Annotated in this window: 28 protein-coding genes and 1 pseudogene; 26 read left to right on the top strand and 3 right to left on the bottom strand. The window is 48.7% G+C overall.

The features are described from left to right. From DWW03_RS15520 to DWW03_RS15495, 4 genes and pseudogenes are all read left to right on the top strand, one after another. Positions 1 to 310 (top strand): LPD28 domain-containing protein (locus DWW03_RS15520; RefSeq protein ID WP_118407011.1); only part of this gene is annotated, 310 nt, incomplete at its 5' end. Between the two features lie 109 nt (positions 311 to 419). Then, entirely contained in the window at positions 420 to 635 is a 216-nt protein-coding gene (locus tag DWW03_RS15515) for a hypothetical protein (RefSeq protein ID WP_118407003.1), read from the top strand. A gap of 17 nt (positions 636 to 652) precedes the next feature. Next, entirely contained in the window at positions 653 to 1279 is a 627-nt protein-coding gene (locus DWW03_RS16955; protein WP_259302002.1) for a hypothetical protein, read from the top strand. Between the two features lie 632 nt (positions 1280 to 1911). Next, positions 1912 to 2427, top strand: a pseudogene (locus DWW03_RS15495) (ATP-dependent RecD-like DNA helicase); the annotation flags it as partial. A 107-nt stretch (positions 2428 to 2534) separates the two neighbouring features. Here DWW03_RS15495 and DWW03_RS15490 read toward each other — a convergent pair. Further along, entirely contained in the window at positions 2535 to 2711 is a 177-nt protein-coding gene (locus DWW03_RS15490) for a histone H1 (RefSeq protein ID WP_009597166.1), read from the bottom strand. A gap of 191 nt (positions 2712 to 2902) precedes the next feature. After that, positions 2903 to 3244: a hypothetical protein gene (locus DWW03_RS15485; protein WP_015545962.1), complete on the bottom strand. Its 342-nt coding sequence runs from the start codon at positions 3242 to 3244 to the stop codon at positions 2903 to 2905. A gap of 1514 nt (positions 3245 to 4758) precedes the next feature. Here DWW03_RS15485 and DWW03_RS15475 point away from each other — a divergent pair. From DWW03_RS15475 to DWW03_RS15420, 13 genes are all read left to right on the top strand, one after another. Continuing rightward, entirely contained in the window at positions 4759 to 6834 is a 2076-nt protein-coding gene (locus DWW03_RS15475; RefSeq protein ID WP_118407000.1) for a ParB/RepB/Spo0J family partition protein, read from the top strand. 66 nt (positions 6835 to 6900) lie between these two features. Then, on the top strand, positions 6901 to 7332 hold the full coding sequence (locus DWW03_RS15470) for a hypothetical protein (protein ID WP_009596289.1): 432 nt from the start codon (positions 6901 to 6903) through the stop codon (positions 7330 to 7332). 16 nt (positions 7333 to 7348) lie between these two features. Further along, positions 7349 to 8338, top strand: a complete 990-nt coding sequence (locus DWW03_RS15465) for an ArdC family protein (RefSeq protein ID WP_118406999.1) — start codon at positions 7349 to 7351, stop codon at positions 8336 to 8338. A 75-nt stretch (positions 8339 to 8413) separates the two neighbouring features. Further along, positions 8414 to 9244, top strand: coding sequence for a DUF4121 family protein (locus tag DWW03_RS15460; RefSeq protein ID WP_118407009.1), 831 nt, complete (start codon positions 8414 to 8416; stop codon positions 9242 to 9244). 17 nt (positions 9245 to 9261) lie between these two features. Further along, positions 9262 to 10305 carry a hypothetical protein gene (locus DWW03_RS15455; protein WP_229096093.1) on the top strand — a complete coding sequence of 348 codons (1044 nt, stop codon included), beginning with the start codon at positions 9262 to 9264 and terminating at the stop codon, positions 10303 to 10305. Between the two features lie 69 nt (positions 10306 to 10374). Then, on the top strand, positions 10375 to 10920 hold the full coding sequence (locus DWW03_RS15450; protein WP_118406997.1) for a hypothetical protein: 546 nt from the start codon (positions 10375 to 10377) through the stop codon (positions 10918 to 10920). Further along, positions 10917 to 11060 carry a hypothetical protein gene (locus tag DWW03_RS16720; RefSeq protein WP_156326291.1) on the top strand — a complete coding sequence of 48 codons (144 nt, stop codon included), beginning with the start codon at positions 10917 to 10919 and terminating at the stop codon, positions 11058 to 11060. The genes DWW03_RS15450 and DWW03_RS16720 overlap by 4 nt, the downstream gene beginning before the upstream one ends. A 51-nt stretch (positions 11061 to 11111) precedes the next feature. Next, positions 11112 to 11477: a hypothetical protein gene (locus tag DWW03_RS15445; protein WP_118406996.1), complete on the top strand. Its 366-nt coding sequence runs from the start codon at positions 11112 to 11114 to the stop codon at positions 11475 to 11477. Between the two features lie 13 nt (positions 11478 to 11490). Then, positions 11491 to 11964 carry a hypothetical protein gene (locus tag DWW03_RS15440; RefSeq protein WP_229096095.1) on the top strand — a complete coding sequence of 158 codons (474 nt, stop codon included), beginning with the start codon at positions 11491 to 11493 and terminating at the stop codon, positions 11962 to 11964. 24 nt (positions 11965 to 11988) lie between these two features. Further along, positions 11989 to 12279, top strand: a complete 291-nt coding sequence (locus tag DWW03_RS15435) for a DUF4120 family protein (protein ID WP_118406995.1) — start codon at positions 11989 to 11991, stop codon at positions 12277 to 12279. 246 nt (positions 12280 to 12525) lie between these two features. After that, complete coding sequence (locus tag DWW03_RS15430; protein WP_014774786.1) at positions 12526 to 12852, top strand: DUF6922 domain-containing protein; 327 nt, start codon at positions 12526 to 12528, stop codon at positions 12850 to 12852. Beyond that, positions 12807 to 13514, top strand: coding sequence for a nucleotidyl transferase AbiEii/AbiGii toxin family protein (locus DWW03_RS15425; RefSeq protein ID WP_022333584.1), 708 nt, complete (start codon positions 12807 to 12809; stop codon positions 13512 to 13514). Before DWW03_RS15430 ends, DWW03_RS15425 begins: the two co-directional genes overlap by 46 nt. Positions 13515 to 13682: 168 nt before the next feature. Then, entirely contained in the window at positions 13683 to 13961 is a 279-nt protein-coding gene (locus tag DWW03_RS15420; protein ID WP_118406994.1) for an HU family DNA-binding protein, read from the top strand. Positions 13962 to 14028: 67 nt separating this feature from the next. Here DWW03_RS15420 and fsa read toward each other — a convergent pair whose 3' ends face one another. After that, positions 14029 to 14685: a fructose-6-phosphate aldolase gene (fsa, locus tag DWW03_RS15415; RefSeq protein ID WP_014774785.1), complete on the bottom strand. Its 657-nt coding sequence runs from the start codon at positions 14683 to 14685 to the stop codon at positions 14029 to 14031. Positions 14686 to 15119: 434 nt separating this feature from the next. Between fsa and DWW03_RS15410 the strand changes: the two genes are divergently transcribed. The 9 genes from DWW03_RS15410 to DWW03_RS15370 all read left to right on the top strand — a co-directional run bounded on the left by DWW03_RS15410 (position 15120) and on the right by DWW03_RS15370 (position 22931). After that, the gene (locus DWW03_RS15410) at positions 15120 to 15341 is read left to right on the top strand and encodes a DUF2795 domain-containing protein (RefSeq protein ID WP_009597992.1); all 222 of its coding nucleotides are present in this window, start codon (positions 15120 to 15122) and stop codon (positions 15339 to 15341) included. Between the two features lie 198 nt (positions 15342 to 15539). Then, positions 15540 to 16898 carry a tyrosine-type recombinase/integrase gene (locus DWW03_RS15405; protein WP_008765396.1) on the top strand — a complete coding sequence of 453 codons (1359 nt, stop codon included), beginning with the start codon at positions 15540 to 15542 and terminating at the stop codon, positions 16896 to 16898. Positions 16899 to 16905: 7 nt separating this feature from the next. Beyond that, positions 16906 to 17538 carry a hypothetical protein gene (locus DWW03_RS15400; protein ID WP_008765397.1) on the top strand — a complete coding sequence of 211 codons (633 nt, stop codon included), beginning with the start codon at positions 16906 to 16908 and terminating at the stop codon, positions 17536 to 17538. A 239-nt stretch (positions 17539 to 17777) separates the two neighbouring features. Further along, positions 17778 to 18110, top strand: a complete 333-nt coding sequence (locus DWW03_RS15395; RefSeq protein ID WP_008765398.1) for a helix-turn-helix domain-containing protein — start codon at positions 17778 to 17780, stop codon at positions 18108 to 18110. Further along, entirely contained in the window at positions 18100 to 19563 is a 1464-nt protein-coding gene (locus DWW03_RS15390) for a DUF3987 domain-containing protein (protein WP_032840825.1), read from the top strand. Before DWW03_RS15395 ends, DWW03_RS15390 begins: the two co-directional genes overlap by 11 nt. A 12-nt stretch (positions 19564 to 19575) precedes the next feature. Then, on the top strand, positions 19576 to 20625 hold the full coding sequence (locus DWW03_RS15385) for a DUF6371 domain-containing protein (RefSeq protein ID WP_118058510.1): 1050 nt from the start codon (positions 19576 to 19578) through the stop codon (positions 20623 to 20625). Between the two features lie 165 nt (positions 20626 to 20790). Further along, positions 20791 to 22347 (top strand): MobV family relaxase, encoded by a 1557-nt coding sequence (gene mobV / locus DWW03_RS15380; RefSeq protein ID WP_008765401.1) that lies wholly within the window; start codon positions 20791 to 20793, stop codon positions 22345 to 22347. Between the two features lie 161 nt (positions 22348 to 22508). After that, entirely contained in the window at positions 22509 to 22709 is a 201-nt protein-coding gene (locus tag DWW03_RS15375) for a helix-turn-helix transcriptional regulator (RefSeq protein WP_005675360.1), read from the top strand. A 30-nt stretch (positions 22710 to 22739) separates the two neighbouring features. Next, complete coding sequence (locus DWW03_RS15370) at positions 22740 to 22931, top strand: type I restriction-modification system subunit M N-terminal domain-containing protein (RefSeq protein ID WP_259302001.1); 192 nt, start codon at positions 22740 to 22742, stop codon at positions 22929 to 22931. The last annotated feature ends 24 nt before the right edge of the window (positions 22932 to 22955 follow it).

Below are 22955 nucleotides of genomic sequence, written 5' to 3'. Positions count from 1 at the left end.
CGAATCATCCATTCCTTTCGCGGATATCAGGGATTTCCGCGAGGCCGAGATCAATGGTATTCCGGCCCTTTTCACCATGTCTCGTCTCGATTCCGAAACCCTTCCCGCAGATTTTCACTCGTGCGAGGTCATGGGCGGTAGGGGCAGCGATTTTCAGTGGCTCGTTCCGTTGGCTCTTGCAAACTTCACAGGAACGTTCGTCTCCCGGCAGCCCTTGCTCCGGGAAGGACAGGCATACGCCGAAATACGCCGGTACGGCCTCTACGATGCGACGGCTTTCGACGAATGGTCTGAAAACAATAACTTTTAAATACTATGCAACGAAAATTCAAACTGAAGGTCAGTTATACCTTCCACGGGTACTTTACCCTGCGTGCGGCTTTCAAGCTGTACCCGATAATCATTAAAAACGCTTTCGAATGAATATGCAGGAATCCGATTTCCGGCGTGCGCTGGAAATCATCACCCGGAACAACCGGATCACGGTGTCGTTCAACACACCGATCGCCGACAACTACTCCCAAGTCTATCCGCTTCTTATCCATGAGAGCAATGCTTCGGTGCTGAAACAGCTCCATGAGGCGGGCTTCTCGATGAGCATGACGAAAAAAGGACTGGAAGTATCGAAGTATTAACCTCAAATAATCGCGCAATGAAACGCTATGAATTTTATCGGAATCAAAAAATTACTGTCATAGATTGCCGGTATTTCAGTTTTGAAGCCGAGAATCTCGAAACGGCTGTCCGGAAAATCAAGGACCTGTGTGCTGACGGCCAACTCGACGAACTGTCAAACGATCCGACCTATCAGGAAGATGCTGCTTATCAAATTCCCGGAACGGAATATCCACTGGACATAGAAAACAATAACGGAGATCCTACGGTTATGATTTACTCGGCCGCAGACGGAACTTGTATCACGGACAACCTTCCGATATCGACCGGAATAACTCAAACCAAGAACATTTTAATGAACGAAACCATGAATTTACACGAATATTACCGTAACCATAAGGACGCGATCAACGCGTCGATTATGGATATTGCCTGCGATCTGGCCGTCGGACGACTGCTGAATGCGCACGATGCACCTTTCGAAACATTTGTCGAAGCCGATGACCCTGACGATCCCGACAGCGGAACCCATTACAAGGAGGAATATCAAAAGGAATACGATACGTATTACGATAAGGAGTACGCCCGTGTCGCAAAGCTGATGAAATTCGACTATTGCCAAGACGACGGAGTCGCGGCTTCGCCTGAAGATACGAACACCTAAACCATATACTTATATGATCGATATTCCTTTGTCCCTGCGCGTTCCACCGCAGGGACGCTATAACCGCGGTATTTATACCTGTTATGAATGTGATTTCGAACCGCCGCACTATACGTAGTACCTTGCATGCTGGGCCTTGCCGAGACCTCTGCCGGTACGATGGTCGTCTGGGAATGTCCCCGGTGCGGTCAGAAATGGATGTTTCACTATCGGGCCCAAAATTCCCGTGAAGCTCACGATTACGCCGCCCAGCTCCTCGCTTACCGCAATGGCGATCCCGATTGGCGTATGACGCTGAATCCCGACTGGATTGCGGTGCCGCGGCAGAAAAAAGAGTAACCCTAAAACCTGATCCAATGAAAATCTTTGAAAGAATCACAAAACGCTATGCGCTTCAGAATTACTATCTGCGGCGCAATTTCTATTGGCCGGATACGCTGCCGGAGATTCTCGATTATTGGCAGCAGCACAATGACCTGCCATTCCTCTACGGCGGCGATAACTGGCCGTATGATGCAATGTGCGAGCGGCAGCGCCGCAAGGGCGTCTATGCTTCGCAATACCTGACACCCGACCGCACGGCCTGCCAGATGGCGGCACTGGCCGTGCGATATTTCGACAATGACAGCCGTATCGTGGGCGCTGCGAACCTGAACCTGCTGTTGCAGCAGGCACTGAATCCTTCGGGCCCGAGCCTCAATCGCGGCGGCTATACCTATCGTCAGGGCGATCGTGTGATGCAGCAGCGCAACAACTACGACAAGGATGTGTTCAACGGCGATCTGGGTTATATCCGGGAGGTGGATACGGAGGAGAGGACGTTGAAAGTCGATTTCGACGGCAAATGGGTCGAGTACGATGTCACGGAACTCGACGAACTGACGCTGGCCTACGCCACGACGATCCACAAGGCCCAAGGGTCGGAATACCCGATCGTGGTCATGCCGGTACTGATGACCCACTTCGTGATGCTCCAGCGCAACCTGATCTATACGGGTATCACGCGCGCCAAAAAGATCTGCGTGCTGATCGGTGCGACGAAAGCCTTGGCCTATGCCGTCCACAATATGTCCGTGCTGAAACGCAATACGAGCCTTCGGGAGCGGTTGAATCCCTCCCTGACGACCGACGGGAAACTCCGGGGCTGAATCTTCGACAGGGCTGCCGTCATTTCCTCCGCCGGTAAGGCCGAAACCGCCGGGACAAAAAAGGGTGTCCTTCGAAAGAACACCCTGCGTCATGCGATGAAAACGAGCTATTTGGCAGCTGCCGCAAGCGACGTTTTCCGGAATTCCTTGAGTTTCTTCTCAAGCTCCAGCGACACCTTACGGGCGCGCAGTCCCGCAGCTTTGTTGTTTTTTCCCGCCTGAAGCTCTGCGTCGGTCTTGAATGCCGCATACAGCTCGTCGATAGTCTTTACCAGTTCATTCATGGTCGTATGGAATTTAGTAGTTTAACACGATCCAAAAATAGATATTTTTTCACAAAAACAGCTTTGTGATGCTATTTTTTTCGGCCGGTTCCCTCGGTGCACGGCATTCCATTCCCGAAAGAATTTTTCTGCGAGGCTCCTTCGGGTTCTGCATGCCGGGTTCATATGCGGTATATGTCCGTGCTGCCGGCTTACAACTCCAGATTCCACTGCCGTCTGTGCTCCAAGAACGCTTCCCGGGTTCTGTCGTCGAATTCCGAGAGATCCTTCTCCGTAAGGATTCCGTTATAGAAAAGGCTGAATACCGTCAAAGCATAGCGGGAGCCGTTCAGACCGTCATACTGACGACTTATATCTTTGTCGAATGTCTGTATGCTCTTATATATTTCCAAATATTTCTCATGGCAGGACTGCGCTTTTTCATCCTGCAGGAGTCGTTTGAGTTTCGCCAGAAAGGTACAGCATTCACGCTCCAAGGCCCGGCTTATGAGTGTTCGGGCAATTTTCTTTTGGCTTTTATCCAATTCTACCATACAGCTTACGGAGATTATGTTTTTCAGGACTCCAAAATAATTATTTTCGGTCTATTAAAATATACAAACCGAATATCGGCCCGCGGGAAAAATTGCTAAAACGGGCGGCGATATAAGAAACGCAAATTCTCGAGGATGAACCGCCGGAAGCTGAAAAACCGGGGCACGGCTTGCTGCTTTCGAAAAGAATCCGTATTTTTATCCTGTGCAAAATACCGCAAGCACAATTTTGTCAGCTCCGGATACTGTTGGGAAACGGTGTCCGGAGTGTTTATACCGTCATATGGGAATACCGAAAACTCCCTCCAAAGACACTTTTCATCTACCCGTACAGGCCGTTGTGTGAGATCACGACAGCTCTCTTCAAAACATAAAAAATTCCGTCGTGAACAACGGAACGCGTCAGCATATCGGTACATCGTAAATCTCCATCTTTAGGATTCTCCGAAAGAACAGAGCCGTCCGGAGCGATATTTATCGTATATGCATCGGGGCGACACGTATAAAAAACGAATTTCGAGCGTGAGACAGCCGGGCATTTTATTCCCCCGAAAACAGGACATACAACTTTCCCGTTTTCCGGACATTCCATGTTTTTACCCGGCCTTTGCGAGTCTTCTTGCCATATGGCTAAATAATGAGCCGGTGCAGGCGATAGACGTAATAGTCTACGGCATGTAGGCCGGCCACGAAACCTTTTCCGTGTACCCTTGCTGCGAGTCCTGCGACGCCCGAAATCCCGTATGTGACGCAACACATTGATAAAACCGTGGCACGCAAGCGCCTATGGGCTCCGTGCCGGAACATGGATACGGTCGAGCGTGTCTTTTTGGCCTCCGGCAAGACACTGGTGAAACTTAAATCGGAATAGATATATTCACATTGCCATTGCCTGGCAAGTAAATTCTCCTCCTCACGGTTTAGGAATGTTTCATCCATGAATTTCCGAGAGGTGCCCGGCATATTCTCCGACTCCTTGCAGAGCAGGCAGGCCGTGAAAACCGTTAGCAGTATGAATACCGATTTACGCATTCCGATAAACTGAATCTATTACAAAATTAACTGTTCGTATGGAACCGGCAAATTTTCCGGAGATATATACCGGAAACGGAGATGAATCCGACCGAATGCAGGATATTGCCGGATGCTTCGATCCGATTATACCCAGAAATGACGGGTTTCAATATGACATCGAAGCTGCTGCTTCCGATGTTTGTCACGGCAAAGATAAATGGAAATTACCTATCCTGCCGGTTGCCCCGGGAAAGATAATCCCGGGCCGGTCGGCCAGGCCTCCCTCTCCGGCTCCGGGGCGGAAAAATCATCCTCGCCGAGAGCTGCGGTATTTTTCCGTCCCTGCGCCTGCGCCGCGGGCTTATGAATCTTCCCGAGGCAACCGATCCGTTCGGGATATAAAGCCTCATAACATATTATTCATTGCTTGCGCGATAAAAACAATAAAATTCGTGCGAGCAGAAAACACGTGAGACACACGGTAAAAACTGTTACATGTTATGCAGACTGCGAAAGCAAATTCGAAATCGAAGCAGAGCGGTAAGACCGCAGTTCGGACGCCGGCCGTTTCCGAGGCCGTTGCGGCGCAAGCGCAAGACCCGGTTGCAGCCGGGAGTCCCGACATGAAACCCGCCGAACCGCAGGCAACGGATATCGGAGCTGTGAATCCTGTCGCAGAAACCAGTCCTGCCGAACAACCGGCAGCCCATCCCGAGACGGATGTCCGGCTGCTGGATCTGAACAAAATCGTCAATTCGACCTACAATCCCCGCAAGAATTTCCGCGAGGATACGCTGCTGGAACTTGCCGAGAGCATCAAACAGTCGGGCGTTCTTCAACCTATCTGCGTGCGTCCGAGGGACGAGGGCTTCGAGATCGTCTACGGCGAGCGCCGCTATTGGGCGGCTGCAATGGCGGGCCTGAAATTCATCCCGGCCCTTATCCGGGAGTTGTCGGACGCCGAGGCCGAGGATGCCGCCATCACGGAGAACCTGCAGCGCGAGGACGTGCGGCCGCGCGAGGAAGCCGCTGCCTACAAGCGGGCCCTTCAGTCGGGACGGCATACGGTCGAGAGCCTCGTGGGCAAGTTCGGCAAGTCGGAAGCCTACATCCGCTCGCGTCTAAAACTCTGCGAACTGATCGACGCCTTGGCCGGGATGCTCGACAAAGAGGAGATTTCGGTGGGCGTCGCTACAGAGATCGCCAAATATCCCGCCGACATCCAGCAGGAGGTCTACAACGATCATTTCGCCGAGGGGTGTTACAACTCGTGGAAGACGGCGCGGATCAAGGAGATCGCCCGGCGGCTCTACGAGCGTTATATGACCAAGCTGGAAAGCTACAACTTCGATAAGACGGAGTGCCTTTCCTGCCAGCACAATACGGCCAATCAGGTGTTGTTCAAGGACGAATGTACGGGCGGTTGCGCGGGCTGTCAAAACCGCGAGTGCATGATCCGCAAGAACAACGAGTTTTTGGTACAGAAGGCCGTGAAACTCCTCAAGGACGATCCGCGTACGACACTGGCCACAGACGGCGAAACGCCTGCCGCAGTGCTCGAAGCACTCGAACAGGAGGGCTACCACGTCGAAGAACTGGAATACAATGCCGGTTACTACGACAAAGCTCCGCAGATGCCCGACGTTCCGCAGGCCGAAAATTACGTGTCAGAGGTGGATTTTGCCGAGGCTCAGGAGAGGCATGAGATCCGGATGATCCGCTTTACGGAACAGACGCAGCAGTTGGAGTTCGACATCTCGGAAGGGCGCGTGCGCAAATACGCCGTCATCGGCAACCTCGATATTGAAATCCGCTACGAAGAGATCGGAGACGAGGAGCGGGAAGTGACAGTAAACGAGGGGCAGGACGATGAGCATAAGGTCTTCGTCACCGTCGTTCCGCCTTCGCCGCTGGAGGGGCTGTTGCAACAGGAGCGTCGTTACCGGGAAATCTGCTACGAGCATATCACGACCGATATGAAGCGTGTCTTCCTCGATGTGAAGGTTGCGAACAAGCCCTTGCAGAAGGAGGAGCAGCAGATGTTCTACTACGCCGTGATGCAGCGCGTGATGAGCGATTCGAAACTCCGTCAGTGCGGTTTCCGGCCTAAGGAGGGCTCTTACCTGACCGACCGAGAGCAATTTGCCGCGGCGGGACGTATCACGGCCAAGCAACAGGCGGCGCTGGTCCGCGCGTATCTGGTGGACTACTTCCGCTCGGCGGCTCCGGACTTTCGTTGTACGGACGAAACGCTCCTGACGGGAATGATGTGCCGCTTCGCGGATATGAACTTCACGGAGCAGAGCCAGAAGGTGCAGCAAGAGTATCTGAAAGTCTACGAGCGTCGCAAAGCCCGTCTTCAGGAGCAGATCGATGCTTTGCAGGCAAAAGCCGAAGCGGAAGAAAAGGTCGCTTCGATGCAGGAGACTCCGGACTTCGAGCCCGAGGAACTCCCGGATCTGGTGCCGGACGAGATGCCCGACGCAGAGCCGTCGCCGGAGCCGCTTATTATTCCGCTGGATCCCGATATCGAACCCGACACCCGAATGCCGGAGGAGATGAAAACGGCGGCATAGTAACAACATGAACTAAATAACCGACGGAGCAGACATAGCCTGCTCCGTCTTTTCATTATTATTGCTATGAATAAGATTTCAGAGATTCCGGAACAAGAGTCCATTCCGGAAAACCCGGCAGTCGAAACGTCCGCCGATCCATGGCGCTGCGAAGAATGCGGTTCGCTCGAAGTGTCCTACCGAACATGGGTGGACAGCAATACGGGACAAGTTGCACCGGCAGCTCCCGAGCAGGATGATTTGTGGTGCGACGGATGCGAAGAGCACACGTACCAGATCCGCGAAAGCGAATTGATGTCCGATACGGTCGAGCCGTGGTGGAATGACGGAACGACAGAAGAAGACCGGGAAATTATCACCGGACTGAATCCGGAAAATTTCAGCCCGAAGGATGATCGCAAGGCTTTCCGCGATGCCTGCGACATGTGGTGGAACGGCAGGACGAACGACGAGAAGATCCGTCTCTGGCGGCAAGCTACCGCTCCGGAGGAAGAATAACGTAAAGATAAGAGCCATGAATAAGAATCTGATTGAAAAGATCGCTCCGCAGTTGACGGAGCTGATGATAAAGAAAATGGAGACGCTCACCGAGGAGTGGCGCAAGCCGTGGATCGCCGACCTTGCGCACGGTCTTCCGCGCAATCTGCGCGGCACGCCCTACCGGGGCGGGAATATCCTGATGCTGCTGTTCCTCTCGGAGATCGCAGGCTACAGTACGCCGCTTTTTATGACGTTCAAGCAGGCCAAGGAGGAGGGTCTGAACATCCTCAAAGGCTCCGGTTCGTTCCCGGTCTTCTTCTGGAAGCTGTATATCCGCCATAAGGAGACCCGCAAGAAGATTGAGTTGGCGGACTATTACCGCCTGCCGCAGGAGCAGCGGCGGCAATACGACGTGCTGCCCGTGATGCGCTATTACCCGGTCTTCAACATCGACCAGACGGATATGTCGGAACAGCAGCCGGAGCGCTACGCTTCGCTTACGACACCGACCGGGCCGAAAGACTACTCGGACGGTCTGACATGCGAGGTGCTCGATCGGATGCTGGCGGAGCAGTCGTGGCTCTGTCCCATCCTGCTCAAATCCGGCAACAGGGCGTCCTATTCACCGACGCTCGACCGGATCGTCTGCCCCGAAAAACGGCAGTTTCCGGAGAGTGCGGCCTTTTGGACCACGCTTCTTCACGAGGTCACGCACAGTACGGGGCATGCGGAGCGTCTGAACCGTCCTTTTGGCGCTTGCTACGGAGATGCCGACTACATCCGCGAAGAGTTGGTCGCCGAACTTACGGCGGCTTTGTGCGGTGCGATGCTGGGCTTCGCTACGACGCCTCGTGAGGAGAGCGCCGCCTATATCAAGGACTGGCTGGCGGAGTTCCATAAAGAGCCGACCTACCTGTTCGACATCCTCACGGACGTGAACCGTGCCGCGCGGATGATCTCCGAACGGCTGGCCTGCGAACAGGAGCCGGCACCCCCGGGAGCGATTCCGGCCGAAGCCGCCTGATCCAAAAACCGAATATAAACGATTGTTCAACCCGCGCCGCGACCTTTGGGCCGCGGCGCTTTCATTATCAGCAATATGCAACAATCCAAAGCCGAAGATCGGTACAGCTGCGAAACGCTGCTGTCGATGAATACGCTTTACGACCATGAACACCACCTGACGCAGGCGGATGTAGATGCCGCCAATGCTTTGGTGCGTCATATCGAACGCACCCGCAACCCACGTGTCCCGCAGGTCGGCGACCGGGTGCGCTATACCACGCGCCACGGTGACTTCCACGGCAACGCCCTGATCGAGGCTGTCCGTGAAGATGGAACGCGCTCGATCTGCCTGTGCCCATACGTTCCCTTCGTGTGGATGACAGCCGGCGGCATCGGCTGCGCGGTCAGCGGAGGGCCTTTTACAGCCGTGATGCCGCAAGAGCTGAAGCCTTCCGGTGCTGTGCCGGGGGATTTCTGTGCTTGGGGACATTGCGGCGCCTGCGGCAACGGAGTCGTCCGGTTCTGCGCCGAGGTGCCGTTGTGGGAATACCGGGAACCGGAATCGCTTTACGGCGATTTCTCGACCGAGAAATGGCGCAAGATCAGCCTTTACAAGGATACGGAGTGCCGAAGCAGCGATCTTTACCGGGGCGACTGCATTTCGTTTCGGACGGAGAAGGAATTTCAAATGTTTCTTTCTGATTACGAAGGAACCGCATTCGCAGCTCCCTACCCGAAATCCGTCATCGTCTGGTGCTATCGGGACGAGCAGACCGCCGTATCGCAAGAGAAATGGGATGCGCTCGATGCTCCCGTTACAGAGCGGCGCATCTACAACGCGCCCCAACCCGTAAAACTCGTTAAGGATCACGGGCGGCACACCACGGTCTGTTATTTCGTCAGACCGGAATTTTCTTATAAATAACTTGATTCTCTATGATTATGAAAAACAAAGAAACACTCGAAAAACTGCGCACTTATCAGATCGGTGTGATCCGCTCGGTCATCGCCAGCCGGCAAGGGCGCCTGGGAACCTATTCGGCCGATGCGACAGACCGCGAGAGGCTGGCAGATACGGACGGCCTCGCCTATGAAGAGTATTACGAGTCGCCCCTTACAATCAGATACGACGGTCTTTATCGCAATGTAATCTCCCTCGAATTTTGTGAGGACGGGCTGACTCCCGTCTGCCTGATGAACGGCGGGGATGATTTCCCGCTTCCGCTTGAAAATCTCTCCTGCGATACCCTGCAAGGCATCGTCGAATGGCTGGAAGAATACGATTTCATCCCGTCCGCCGAAGCTGCGCCGCAGACGACAAGCGATCTTACGGAAGATTTTGTGGAACGCTGCCTGCCGGAATATCCTACGCGCTACGACGTTTTCCGGCTGGGTGAATTGCAGAACTTCCTCGATGGCCATGAATCCCCGGAATTCGGGCTGAACCGCGACGAAGCCGCCGCGGAGCGCGACCGTTTGCAGCTTCGGATCTATGCCGAGGCCATTACTGCCTTTATGAAAAGGCAGTCCGCAGCGCTTCCGGGCAATGTGTCCCTGCGCGACTATGCCGAGGCGCTGGTCGATATCGCCTATGAAGCTGGGCGCAGGAAATTCCGGCCCTCGGACAACTCCCGCGATACGGCCGCGACGCTCATTGCCTGGGGCGACGAGTTCTCCCGGCAGCATGAGGATACGGATTGGACGGAGAAGGAGTTCCTCGACGAGATTTACAGGTTCACCGCTGAGAAGCTGCAAAGCGTTCCGAACAAGGACGATCCGAATGCGGAGTTCGACATCGCCTTTCTGAACCGTGCGGTACTCGAAAGACACGGATACGATACTGCGACGATTACAGACAGCGATCTGCAGGAGTTGGCCGGACGGATGGGCGATTATTATTGCGAGAGCAGCAAGTTCAGCGAAGATCTGCGTACGGCCTGCGGCGATTTCGGATTGAAGCTCCGGGACACGACCAATCCGAAATAACACGACACTTCACGTATTGTCAAATCAGGCCGCAGCCCTAAAGCTGCGGTCTTTTAATTGCATATCATTATGAGCTATCAGATTATAACACGTATCACTATTACCCCCGACCTGCGGGTGATGGTGCGCATGGCGGCGAACAACATCCGCCCGCTCGACTTCCGTTACGACGAGGTCGTATCCCTGACAGAAACGCTGCGCACGAAAGGCCGTCCGACGCTCGAACTGGAACTGCTGTCGCTTTTTTTCAAGGGCCTTTGGCAGGGCCGAACCCGCTATGACCGGGCTGTCGGTTACACGCTGCTGACCGACGGCATCGACAAATACGAGGCGTGGGAACGCTGCCGCGAGGACAAGGAGTACGAACGTGGCCTGCTGCTGCGCATGCGGGGCTTCCTGCACTATCGGCCCGTTCCGTGCCGCTGCCACCTCGAATATCAAAGAAGCCCTGTGCGGCGTATTTATGTCGGATACATCTCTTTTTCGCGGCAGAGGCGCCGCATCTTTCCGAGCGTCCTCGACGCGCAAGCCGCGCTGGTCGCAAAGGGCTGGAATCCCGAAAACTTCCGAATCGTAGAAGAAGATACCCAAAATCTTAAATCTCAGAAACAATGAAAACCTATCGCATCAACAAGAACGCCGAGCGTCTCGCTCAGGGGACGGGCTTCGCTCCCGAATTGATCTATAATATCTCGCTTGTCCGGTTTCAGGGCCGTAACGGCCGTTGTATCGCGGCATGGACGCCGGGGATGTAGCGCCCCCGGTATGTCTACAAGGCCCACACCCCGGAAGAATACGACAAAGCTATGGAGCGTATCCGGCAGGAGGCCGAGCGGTTCCGCCGCCATGACGAAGCCGTAGCGCGGTCGAGTGAGGAGTTCCGCCGTTCGCTGCGCGTCGGTGACATACTTTATGCATCGTGGGGCTGGGAGCAGACCAATATCGACTTCTATCAGGTCATAGCGATCCGCGGCAGCGCGGTAGACCTGCGGCAGCTCGACCAGCGAACTACCGAAGACGGCTATATGTGCGGAACGACCGTCCCGCTGCCCGATGTTTTCAAGGGCAAGACCCATACGCACCGTCTGTCGAAAAATTATATCCGCATCGACTCATACCGTACTGCGTGGAAATGGGGCGGGCAGCCCCTGCGGTGCAGTTGGTATGCATAATATACCTGAAAAGATGAATGCTATTGAGAATATCATTACACGTTACCGCCTGCATAAAACGCAGTGCGACAAGCGCCGCAAGGAGATCGATTGGGAGATTGAACATCTGAAGCAGGAACGGGAGCGGCTGAATAATCCGCATTGGACGGAAGGGCTGCTTCGGCCGGTCATGGCGGAGATCGCCCGCCTGACTCCTGAGATCGACTGGGAGAACAACGACGGGTTCTATCCGACAGACCTGCGTGGTGCTATCACGGTTTTCGGCAGAACGAAGCGGGGAAGACCTGTCTGCATCACCTTTACCGAGTCCGGACACGACTTGCAGTTCGATTCGGGGCAGATACACAATTCTTTCTCATTGAAAGTGCTGAAGGATATTGGCGGAACGAACAACATTATGGAATCTGTCGGCGACGGAGAACCGCTGCTGCATTATATCCGGCAGCGGATGCTCTTTCTGGAACAACACCCCGAAATGGGGAAATAAACAAAATTCTAAGATTTGATTATTATGAAAATCATGTGTCAGGAGCACTACGATAAGGTAGTGCAATACGCCGAGAGTATCGGCGACAAGACGCTCGAAGAGTGTCTGCAACGGCTCGAACGCTGGGAGCAAAATCCCCATCATCCGTGCGAGATAGAACTTTACAGGGACTTCGCGCCCTATTCGTTCCTCTTCAAGGAACGCTATCCCGACGGAAGTCTGGGCGTTGTCGGCGGATTGGTTTATCATGGATGTCCGGATCGGTCGTGCTGTTTTATCGACCGTCCCTTTCACGGCTGGGCGACCCACACCTGAAAAACCGGTTATTTATGCGTATGAAAATTTTGCGCTATGCTGCAGACAGGGACAATCGGTTCGGAGATGTCCGTACCACCGTATCCGACCTTCGTCGGGGAGTGTATATCCGATTTGTCCCATGTTTGCTGCGGCGAATGACGAGCGATAAGACACAACTCTTGAAGGCGTATGCCGGACAAAGCACGGAAATTGCATATCATCAGGATAATTCGTATATTTGTAAAGCGAAACGAACTCCGGCCCATGACCATATTCGATGACTATATCCGAAATAAAGGCTGCTGCAAGGTCTCAAAGACATTACTTTGGGACTATGACTTGACGCAGTTCGACTGGCAGCGTTCGCGTAAGGTCGTCGTGCAGCGCATCATAGAACGGGGATGGCTCCGGGACTACTTCGCGGCGTTCGACCTCTACGGAGGCATCGAAGGCTTCCGGGAAATTATCAAAGAGGTTCCGACACTCTCGGCGCAGGATATGAATTTCGTATGTACGGCTTTCGGCCTTAAAAAAGAGGAATTGAGATGTTACACACGCAGACAGTTGCGCCGCAGACACTTGGGTTGTTGAAACAGTTGGAGGCCGAGCCCCGGCTTGCGGCGTTCAATCTGGCCGGAGGTACGGCTTTGGCCTTATATCTGGGGCATCGTGTGAGTGTCGATCTGGATCTGTTCACTCCGGAGTCGTTCGACGCCGGGGAACTCGAAGCGTTTCTTTCGCAGCGATACGGATTCCAAACGGCCTTCAGGCGCCCCGACACGCTGAAAGGCATGATCGACGGCGTTAAGATCGACTGCATAGCTCACAAATATGCATATCTCCGGCAGCCCTATGCGGAATCCGGAATCCGTTTATACAGCATCGAGGATATCGTCGCCATGAAGCTGTCTGCGATAGCCGACGACGGTTCGCGGCTCAAAGATTTCGTGGATATCGCCTGTCTGTCCACCCGCATCCCGTTTTATGAGATGCTCAAATGCTACGAACGAAAATTTCCGCAGGCAAATGTCATCCGCCCGTTCAAGGCACTCACATATTTCGATGACATCGATTTCGGTGAGGATATCGTCATGCTGAATTTCGAATACGACTGGAAGCAGATCGCCCGACGACTGAAAGAGATGACAGTCCGCCAAGAGCATATTTTTTCGCAGTGGCCGTTAAAAGAACAGAAACTTCCCGTAGCGGAGGACAAGGATACGACCTCTATGAAACGGGGCCGGAAGAGATGAATCCGTATCCAAGTTAAAAATGTCCGAACCCGGATTTTACTTTCTAATTATCATTATGTGCCGTCCTGCGGCAATACAATAAACCTGTTGGTATAATCGTTGGACTGCCGATGAGTTTTTTTAAGCTCAAAAGTTTGTTTACCTTTATCGGATAAAAACTTACAAAACATGACCAAAGCAGATATCATAAAGCAGATCGCCCGGGAAACGGGCGTCGAGGCCGCAACCGTTTTAGCCGTCGTGGAAGGTTTCATGGAAGAGGTGCGAGCCGCACAGATCCGCAAGGAAAACGTTTTCCTCCGCGGTTTTGGTACGTTCCTGATTAAGCATCGCAAAGAAAAGACGGCGCGTAACATTACGAAGAATACGACGATCAAAATTCCGGCACACGACATTCCTGCATTTAAGCCTTCTCCCGCCTTCCAGCGGCTTTTGGAAAAGAAATGATTGCCACAACGCCCCGATTCGGATGTTCGAATCGGGGCGTTGCCGTTTTATCGCTGCCGGTGACCCGTCAGGCATTCAGGCGTGCATGGTCTGCGAGGAACTTCTCCAGCCCGCTGTCCGTCAGCGGATGTCTGAGCAGCCCTTCGATTGCCGCAAGGGGGCATGTCGCCACATCGGCGCCCGCATCGAGACACTGGATAATATGCTGCGTATGACGGATCGAAGCGGCCAGCACCTGCGTTTTGTAACCGTAGGTGCGGTAGACCTTCACGATGTGGGCTACCAATGCTACGCCGTCTTCGGAGATGTCGTCGAGACGTCCCACGAACGGAGATACGTAGGTCGCTCCGGCCTTTGCCGCCAACAGCGCCTGCCCCACGGAGAATACCAGCGTGCAGTTCGTCCGGATATTCTTCGCCGCGAAATATTTCACGGCCCGTATTCCTGCGGCCGTGCAGGGCAGTTTCACGACGATGCGGGGATGCAGCGCCGCCAGCGCCTCACCCTCTCGCACCATTCCTTCGAAGTCGGTGGCTATGACCTCGGCGCTCACGTCCCCTTCGACGATGTTACAGATTTCAACGTAATGACGGTTGCAGTTCTCCGTACCCCGGATGTTCTCTTTGGCCATCAGAGAAGGATTGGTCGTTACGCCGTCCAGAACGCCCAGTTCGTGCGCCTTGCGGATCTGCTCCAAATTGGCTGTGTCGATGAAGAATTTCATGATTCGATAGGTTTTAGGTTTCCATAAAGATACGAAAATTCCATATAGGTTATACCGGATAATATCCGATTTTACATTGCGGAAATTCTTTACGACGCTGTCAGTGTCTGGAAAAAGTCCGTCGGCGGCTGTACGGCGGCATGCTGTCTTCCCGGATACCTCGGGCGGCGACATATCTCCGGTTCGGATTCACGAACCTTTGCGGGGATCGGAATTCTCGTTGCGATTTTCGGTTCTTCTCCCCGGGATACCGCATAGTCCTATACGCCGGACACATCCGTAGAAATCGGATGTTAGGACATTCGAACGTCCGGAATGTAGGCCGTGGGGATCGTTCCGTTTGCGGGCATCGTTTTTTTGCTTTACCTTTGCATCCCTGTAAGGAAAAGCCTTGTTTTTCCGGAAAATTCAGAGAGATAAAACTTTACCGAATCATGTATTGGACACTTGAACTGGCATCGAAACTCGAAGATGCCCCCTGGCCCGCAACGAAAGATGAACTCATCGACTATGCAGTACGTTCGGGTGCGCCGCTCGAAGTGCTCGAAAACCTGCAGGAGATAGAAGACGAGGGTGAAATCTACGAATCTATCGAAGACATCTGGCCCGACTACCCCTCCAAGGACGATTTCTTCTTCAACGAGGAGGAGTATTAAGAAGGAAAATCTAAGTTAATCACTTAAATATCAGCGGGATAAGCAAAAATAATTTGTTTGTCCCGCTGGTGTTTTATAGGTTTGAATGGTGCGGTTTGTTTGTCTAAAATGCAATTTTCCTTCTTGAAAATAGGGTTTGTTTGTCTAAAATACACTACCTTTGTGCATCCTCAGGAATATTAAAACGAAAGGAAGCGTATGGGAAGACCGAAGAGATTATATCCGTTGGGCAAATATCGTCTCCGTACTCCGAAGGAGTCTGACAAAAATAAAGCCTACCCTATTGAGTTGGAATATACTTGGAATAGACAAATTATACGTAAGACAACAAATGTCTTTGTTAAGGAAACCGACTGGAATCAGAACGGCAATCAAGGTCGTGGAGAAATTCGTGTCAGTTATGGATCTGAGTACAAACGTCTCAATCAACTGTTATTGGCACGTGTTGAGCGGATTGACTCTATGCTTGCTGAGTATAATGAAAAGCATCCCAATCAAATCACTGCTGACATTATTTCGGGATTCCTTGCAGATAAGCCATTGACACGCCCAGACCAAGGAAAAGATTTTGTTGAGTTCACATTGGAGCGTCTTTATTCAGAATACTCAAGAAACAAGATTGGCCGTAGTCGATATGAAAACGGTAAAAGCGGAATGAATATATTCCAAACCTTCCTTCGTTCTACGAAACAGGGTACATATCGTACCGATTCTATCTATGTCGGCGATATCACTCCTGAATTATTGGATGCATATATTTTGTGGCGTAGAGAGATAAAGCAGAATAGTGATGCAACAATCAATCACTCTTTAACACCAATATTAAAAGCATGTGCTTACGCATGTGAGATGGGTATGCTGGAACCTTCTGTCAATGCACGAATACAGGATATGCGTATTATTACTAAGGTATCTTTGTCGGAAGAGGAAAGTGAATTTGATGGGAAGAGTCTGAATAAAGAACAATTACTTGCTCTATTGGAATACTACAAAACCTGCCCTGAACCACGCAGGAAAGAGTTTCTGGAGATTTTCTTCTTTGCTTTCCATGCTTGCGGACTTCGTGTTGTGGATGTAATGACATTGCAATGGGGGCATATCAACTTTGAGAAGAAAGAGTTGAGAAAAATTATGATTAAGACAAACAAACGCCATGTGATTCCTCTTACAGAGCAAGCTATATCTATCTTAAGACAGTGGCAAGAAAAACGGGAAGGCTGCAAATATGTATTCAATCTTGTGAAAGAAGAATTAGACCTAGATGATGCTGAAGCCCTTTATAAAGCTCGTAATAATGCCACGAAATGCATCAATCAGTCACTTGTGGTAGTGGGTGAACAGATTGGGCTGCCGTTTAATTTGTCAATGCATGTAGCTAGACACTCATTTGCAGTGTTTGCATTAAACAAAGGTTTGTCAATGACTGTAGTAAGTCGCCTTTTAGGACATGGTAGTACCGATGTTACAGAGAAAGTTTATGCAAGATTTCTTCCGGAAACTCTTTCTACTGAGGTGGCACGTTTAAAAGATGAATTTAAAACTCTAGAAATAATTTGAATGAAGTATGTTGCAGATTATATTTCTTAATATTGGTCTTTGTGTTATCTTGTTGGCAATTGCCTTCGTCTTCAAAAAATACGCAAGAGTAATTCTATGGTCAAGTGCAATTACATTATTCGTAGGCACATTATTACTCGTTGGACTTGGAATTGTAAATCCTGTCAGCGATAACGAAACTGGCTCATCAGAGTTTTGGGGCACAATTATGTTTCTGATTTCAGCAGCTGCATTAGTTATTGGTGCAGAAATTCTTCGTGAGAAAAATATTATGAATGTGGAAGAAGTTGTATCTGTTGATGCTGAAATTATTCTTTCTGAAACATTGGATACAGAATTGGCTCGTAAAGTTTTTGCAAAGGCCATAGAAGCTGGTTATATGAAAGAAGATGGCACACACTATAAATGGAACGAATCAAAAGTTCTTTTGGCGTATATGTGTGGGCGTATTTATTGTGGGGACAAACCAATACCTTCAAAATTTGATGATAAAGGATCCTGGAAGTTTGGAGAAACTTTTTTCCCGGACACAGAGCTAAATAATTTGTTTGACATCTCGGGGCTAGGGCAATCCCGACAAAATAGGAAAGACCTAGCAGTCCCAGTAAAATCAACAGAGATTGATAAATTTTTTGAGTAGCTAAACGGCTACTCTTTTTTATTTATAATCAGATAGTTGCGTCTCAATCATAACTTCAACATAACTTACCCTAACATTATTCATAACACACTAACTAATCTACCATAACATTCGAGGTCCTAAAGGTTCGCTACTTTCGTGGCAGCTATGGACGACGTGCACAATCGTACCATAGCGAAATAACCCGGCTTAAAGTCCGAGTGTGCATCAGGACCGTCAAGCCATAATTGTTTAAGTATATGGCTAAAATTAAGAATGTAGAGTCCCTATGTGAACGGGAATTGCTGGAGAAAATCCTCCACACTGTAGAGGAGCAGGAAAAGGCTTTGGCTCAACATCAAATGCCCCAAAATCATCTATATGATAATAAGGCACTGATGGCAAAATTGGGTATAAAGGAGAAATACCTAAAGAAATTGCGTGATAATGGTTACCTTGGATATTCACGTCAAGGAGACAAATATTGGTATACTCAAGAAGATGTAGACCGATTCCTTCGTAATTTTCACTATGATGCCTTTGCGGCAAGTGATGAACTACCCCAACGGAGAGGAGGTGGCTATGGTCGATAAGTTGCATTTAACCAATATGCTCCGAGCAAAGGTAGAGCATAATCTTGATGGAGGATTGCCGTTGGATGTTTTCCCTGATAAAATTCAGGAAATTATTCTGAACCTTTCTCGACATGAAAATTTCAATGTTGAGTATGTGGCATCCATTATTATATCTGCGATGGCGGCTGCCATAGGCAATTCATACCAAATCAATATCAGAAATGAGTGGAAAGACAGTCCATCTCTTTATATGATGCTTATTGGGCGACCAGGTTTAGGCAAAACTCCTCCTCTTAACTTCCTCTACAAACCTATTAACGATTTGGATGATCGTCTTGACGAGAAATATAGTGAGGAACTTGAGAAATATGAGCGTGCCAAGCAGGCGAACGGAGGAAATGATAAATTGAAAGCGCCCAAGTGGTTGACCAATATTATATCAGACTTCACACCAGAAGCAATGGTAGAAGCTCATTGGCGCAATCCACGAGGGATAGCTATAATTGTCGACGAGATTATTGGGCTATTCAATTTTGCAAAGAGATACAATGGCAATAATAATCTTATTGAACTTCTGCTAACAGCTTATAGTGGTGGTACGATTAAAGTTCTACGCAAGTCCTCATCACGTCATATTCGTGTTAAAACGCCGTGTATTAATGTAATAGGAACGGTACAGACCAACATGTTACATGAGGTGTTCAGAAAAGAGTTCATTGCTAACGGATTCCTTGATAGGTTTATCTTTATTTTTCCAAAAGACAGGAAGATTTCAAGATGGAGAAGAAATGATAATAGTATCCCAAAACCTGATATAGCAGGGCAATGGGCGACTATTCTCAACAAAGTACTTGAAATTCCCTGCACGATTAATGAAATAAGGAATGTTGCAGAACCAAAAGTTTTGGAAATGACAGAGGAGGCAGAGGTGTATTTTTATGATTGGTATAACAATATCATTGATAATGTTAATAGCATCGACGATGATGCAGATGTGGAGAGTCGCAGTATGAAACTTAATGGCCATGCAGGACGTTTATCCTTGATATTTCAGATAATGAAATGGGCTGTAGGCGAAGAAGATATGCAGCCAGTAAGCCTGTCTTCTGTGAAATCCGCTATTCGTATGGTTGATTACTATGAAGATACTTACCATAGGATACAAGAGATACTTTTGTCTAATACTATCGGTGATGTAAAAGAAGACTGGTTATCTCAGTTGGGTAATACATTCACAGCAAGCGATGCTATCGCTGCTGCGAAAATATATGAAATACCCAGAAGAACCGTATTCTATGCATTAAAGAAACTCTGTCAGACAAAGCAGCCAATTCTGGAAAAAACCAAGCATGGCGAATATCGAAAAATTCAACACCAAACATCAAATGCATCTTGCACTATTGCACTTTCAACCCAAGTTGAGGAATTACAGACAAAGCATAGTGCAAAAGTGCATAGTGCAAACGAATAAACTTATCTATCCATGAGCAAGTATAGATTTCATTTGCAAAAGTATAGTTTGGGAAGCAAGATTGCTTGCCCTAGTTGTGAGAGACCTCGATGTTTTGTGAAATATGTTGATGAAGAGGGAGTTGTAAGTTTTTCCAATGAGGTTGGGAAATGTGACCATGAAATCAGTTGTGGTTATCATTACACTCCACGTGATTTCTTTCGTGATAATCCCAATGCAAACATCAAGGAAGAACGGTCTAGTGATTATGTACAGCCTGTGAAAAGTACTCATGAAAAAGAAATTATTGTGCCACCCTCTTTTATTCCCTTAGAGTATTTTAATGCGAGTCTTGCTCATTTTGAGAAGAATCCCTTATACAAATATTTATGTAGGGTGTTTGGTGAAGCTGAAGCCCAAAGGGTATTCCATTTATATCATGTTGGTACATCGGCTAAATGGGGAGGTGCAACAGTTTTTTGGCAAATTGATGCTAATGAGCAGGTACGTTCTGGCAAGATTATACTTTATAATTCTGAGACAGGGCATAGGGTTAAAGAACCCCACAGCTATGTAAGCTGGGCGCATCGTGAACTACAACTTAAAGATTTCAATCTGAAGCAATGTCTATTTGGCGAACATCTATTGATAAGATATCCGGATGCACCGGTCATATTGGTGGAAAGCGAAAAGACGGCTATTGTCATGAGTCACTTCATTCCGAACTATGTTTGGGTGGCAACTGGCGGCATTAATGGATGCTTCAAAGAAGAATTTGTTCACAGTCTTAAAGGTAGGGATGTAACTCTAATCCCTGATTTGGGAGCTACGCAATTGTGGAAAGAGAAATCGATAATTCTGACAAGAATCTGCAGCAGAGTTGTAGTCTCGGATATGCTTGAACAGATAGCAACTGAAGAAGAACAATCCAAAGGACTTGATATTTCTGACTACTATCTATTCTCTCCATCCAAACACCAGATTCTACAAATGATGATTGAGAAGAACCCTCTTTTACAAAATCTCATTGATGCTTTAGGCTTGGAGTTGATAGATGCTCAGCAGATGACAGAGTCCACTTAGATTGTACAAAACTTAAATAACAAAGGAGCTTGGTCCAGGAGTTAAAATAAAATCCATAACACAATAAGGACTTTTTGCCTTGCAGCAAGAAACTCCCATTTGTGGTTGGCAAACACAACTCTAAATGAGCAAGCTCAAATGTGTAACTTTTAAAACATTAGATCTATGAATGAAAGTATTAAACAAGCCATGCATTTAGATGCATGCAAATCTTTTGGCGCAGCAGAAGCCAATGAAAACGAAAGAAGATGGGACGATAAGATGATTGATTCTAAGAACAACGATTCTATTAATAACTACGACAAAACCAGAATGAGGCTTAATTTTGAGATTGGCCCCGATGGTAAGATTCACTCTTTGGGCTATCAGGATAAAAGACTTGATGTTCGTTTGCAAGAACGGCTAAATGAACTTGGTTGGCGTCCATTCAAAGCGGATAGTAAGATTCAACCCAATTGTTGTGCTCGTCTCATCTTTGGTGGCAATCGAGAGCGTACATTGGAAATGGCATTTGGCACTCAGGACCTAAAACTTGATAAAGATTCTGATAATAGCCATATACATAGATGCAAAGAGGTGGAGCAATGGGCTTTGGATGTATATAATTGGTGTTGTCGTAGGTATGGGAAAGAAAATATCATCGGCTTTCAGGTTCATCTTGATGAAACGTCACCACATATTCATGCACTTATTGTTCCTGTTGGGGTACGTCCTAAAAGTGGTCGTGAATGTGTGATGTGGTCTGCAAAATTCGGAAAGAATAAATATGAGTATGGTTCAATACTCAAGGAAATGCATACCTCACTCTATGAAGAAGTTGGTAGTAAATACGGTTTGGAGAGGGGTGACAGCGTAGAAGGTCGAAATATCCAGCACCTGAATAAGCGAGATTATATCCGTAAACTCGCAAAGGAGCAGAAGAAGATGGAAAAAGCCATCAGAGGATTGCAAACCATGAAGGATAATATCGAGGCTGAAATGCAAATGTTTTCCGATGAATTAAAAATCTTGGAGAAAGATTTGGCTGCAGGACGTGTTGTATTGGCAGAATATCAAAACAAGAAAGCGTGCATTGAAGATTTGATACATGATTGCCAAGAAAGACTCGATGATAAGGAAACCAAGTTGATGATAAAGCAGCAGGAGTTGGACTCGTTGCTGAAAGATATCCAAAACATTCATTCTGTGAATAGACCTTTCAAGAATTACAAGATTGAGTTTAATGCTCCACAGATTACAGAGAAACCGCCAATGTTTGGAACCGATAAGTGGTTGGAACGTCAAAATACGATTATCGAGAAGCAATTTACCGCTATGGGGCGTAAATTGGAGGAACTTTATAGAAATGAAGCCGCTAATCAAGTTGAAGCTGTTCGCCAGAATATTTTGGTGGATATGAAAGAAGTTCATACGTTAAAAGCAGAAAACAAGACGCTGACGGAATGCATGAATTACTGGTCTAATTTGGCATTGAAGACTTTTGACTACCTCTCGATACCATCTTTACGTGATGAGTTATGTGCAGTAGCAACAGCTCTTATAGGTGGAGATTACGTAGTTCCAACTGGGGGTGGAGGCGGAGGAAATGAATCAGACCTACGTTGGGATGGTCGCAGACCTGATGAACCTGATTTTGCATTCCAAAGAAGATGCTTTTCACATGCCGTCAAATACATTATGGCCAAATACAGTGTGAAGCAGAATAAGGGGCGCTCCCGATAGCTTTTCAAAGACCGCTATCACCAAGAAATATGGTGGTAGCGGTGAGTTGATTTTATACAAATAAGGGTTAAATCCATTTTTAAGAAAGATTTATCATAGGAATTGCTGATTTTTAATAGACTTTTAATTATCTTTGCGTTCAAAGCAATAAAAATTACGTCATGAACGACATGAATAGAATAAAAGTAGTTCTTGTAGAAAAGAAGAAAACTAGTAAATGGCTTGCGGAAGTTTTAGGCAAAAACCCTGCAACCATTTCTAAATGGTGTACTAATACTTCCCAGCCCGATGTGGCAACACTCCGAGAAATAGCTCGAGTACTCGATATAGATGTAAAAGAGCTTCTTAACTCTACAAAATAGTTCTCTATCTTCATATGATAGCAATATATTATGGTAAAAAAGAAAAATAAAGAAGAATCTCTGGTTCCCAAAGACGAGAAAACCCTTAAAATGGAAGGCGTGCAGAATCTGTACAACTTCCTGTTTGAGGCATGCAACATATTGCGTGGTCCTGTGAGTCAAGATAACTTCAAAGATTATATAACACCTATCCTCTACCCGTTGGTTGAATTAAAAAGTTAGTAAAATGACAAATGAAAGGTTGTG

It is taken from the genome of Alistipes sp. AF14-19 (assembly GCF_003461645.1).
In the GTDB taxonomy this organism is placed as follows: Bacteria; Bacteroidota; Bacteroidia; order Bacteroidales; family Rikenellaceae; genus Alistipes; species Alistipes shahii.
This window is presented reverse-complemented; position numbering and strand designations above follow the sequence as displayed.

Coding starts and splice junctions, on each gene's coding strand:
- DWW03_RS15515 (WP_118407003.1), top strand. CDS start 420: ATGAATATGCAGGAATCCGATTTCCGGCGTGCGCTGGAAATCATCACC.
- DWW03_RS16955 (WP_259302002.1), top strand. CDS start 653: ATGAAACGCTATGAATTTTATCGGAATCAAAAAATTACTGTCATAGAT.
- DWW03_RS15490 (WP_009597166.1), bottom strand. CDS start 2,711: ATGAATGAACTGGTAAAGACTATCGACGAGCTGTATGCGGCATTCAAG.
- DWW03_RS15485 (WP_015545962.1), bottom strand. CDS start 3,244: ATGGTAGAATTGGATAAAAGCCAAAAGAAAATTGCCCGAACACTCATA.
- DWW03_RS15475 (WP_118407000.1), top strand. CDS start 4,759: ATGCAGACTGCGAAAGCAAATTCGAAATCGAAGCAGAGCGGTAAGACC.
- DWW03_RS15470 (WP_009596289.1), top strand. CDS start 6,901: ATGAATAAGATTTCAGAGATTCCGGAACAAGAGTCCATTCCGGAAAAC.
- DWW03_RS15465 (WP_118406999.1), top strand. CDS start 7,349: ATGAATAAGAATCTGATTGAAAAGATCGCTCCGCAGTTGACGGAGCTG.
- DWW03_RS15460 (WP_118407009.1), top strand. CDS start 8,414: ATGCAACAATCCAAAGCCGAAGATCGGTACAGCTGCGAAACGCTGCTG.
- DWW03_RS15455 (WP_229096093.1), top strand. CDS start 9,262: ATGAAAAACAAAGAAACACTCGAAAAACTGCGCACTTATCAGATCGGT.
- DWW03_RS15450 (WP_118406997.1), top strand. CDS start 10,375: ATGAGCTATCAGATTATAACACGTATCACTATTACCCCCGACCTGCGG.
- DWW03_RS16720 (WP_156326291.1), top strand. CDS start 10,917: ATGAAAACCTATCGCATCAACAAGAACGCCGAGCGTCTCGCTCAGGGG.
- DWW03_RS15445 (WP_118406996.1), top strand. CDS start 11,112: ATGGAGCGTATCCGGCAGGAGGCCGAGCGGTTCCGCCGCCATGACGAA.
- DWW03_RS15440 (WP_229096095.1), top strand. CDS start 11,491: ATGAATGCTATTGAGAATATCATTACACGTTACCGCCTGCATAAAACG.
- DWW03_RS15435 (WP_118406995.1), top strand. CDS start 11,989: ATGAAAATCATGTGTCAGGAGCACTACGATAAGGTAGTGCAATACGCC.
- DWW03_RS15430 (WP_014774786.1), top strand. CDS start 12,526: ATGACCATATTCGATGACTATATCCGAAATAAAGGCTGCTGCAAGGTC.
- DWW03_RS15425 (WP_022333584.1), top strand. CDS start 12,807: ATGTTACACACGCAGACAGTTGCGCCGCAGACACTTGGGTTGTTGAAA.
- DWW03_RS15420 (WP_118406994.1), top strand. CDS start 13,683: ATGACCAAAGCAGATATCATAAAGCAGATCGCCCGGGAAACGGGCGTC.
- fsa (WP_014774785.1), bottom strand. CDS start 14,685: ATGAAATTCTTCATCGACACAGCCAATTTGGAGCAGATCCGCAAGGCG.
- DWW03_RS15410 (WP_009597992.1), top strand. CDS start 15,120: ATGTATTGGACACTTGAACTGGCATCGAAACTCGAAGATGCCCCCTGG.
- DWW03_RS15405 (WP_008765396.1), top strand. CDS start 15,540: ATGGGAAGACCGAAGAGATTATATCCGTTGGGCAAATATCGTCTCCGT.
- DWW03_RS15400 (WP_008765397.1), top strand. CDS start 16,906: ATGTTGCAGATTATATTTCTTAATATTGGTCTTTGTGTTATCTTGTTG.
- DWW03_RS15395 (WP_008765398.1), top strand. CDS start 17,778: ATGGCTAAAATTAAGAATGTAGAGTCCCTATGTGAACGGGAATTGCTG.
- DWW03_RS15390 (WP_032840825.1), top strand. CDS start 18,100: ATGGTCGATAAGTTGCATTTAACCAATATGCTCCGAGCAAAGGTAGAG.
- DWW03_RS15385 (WP_118058510.1), top strand. CDS start 19,576: ATGAGCAAGTATAGATTTCATTTGCAAAAGTATAGTTTGGGAAGCAAG.
- mobV (WP_008765401.1), top strand. CDS start 20,791: ATGAATGAAAGTATTAAACAAGCCATGCATTTAGATGCATGCAAATCT.
- DWW03_RS15375 (WP_005675360.1), top strand. CDS start 22,509: ATGAACGACATGAATAGAATAAAAGTAGTTCTTGTAGAAAAGAAGAAA.
- DWW03_RS15370 (WP_259302001.1), top strand. CDS start 22,740: ATGGTAAAAAAGAAAAATAAAGAAGAATCTCTGGTTCCCAAAGACGAG.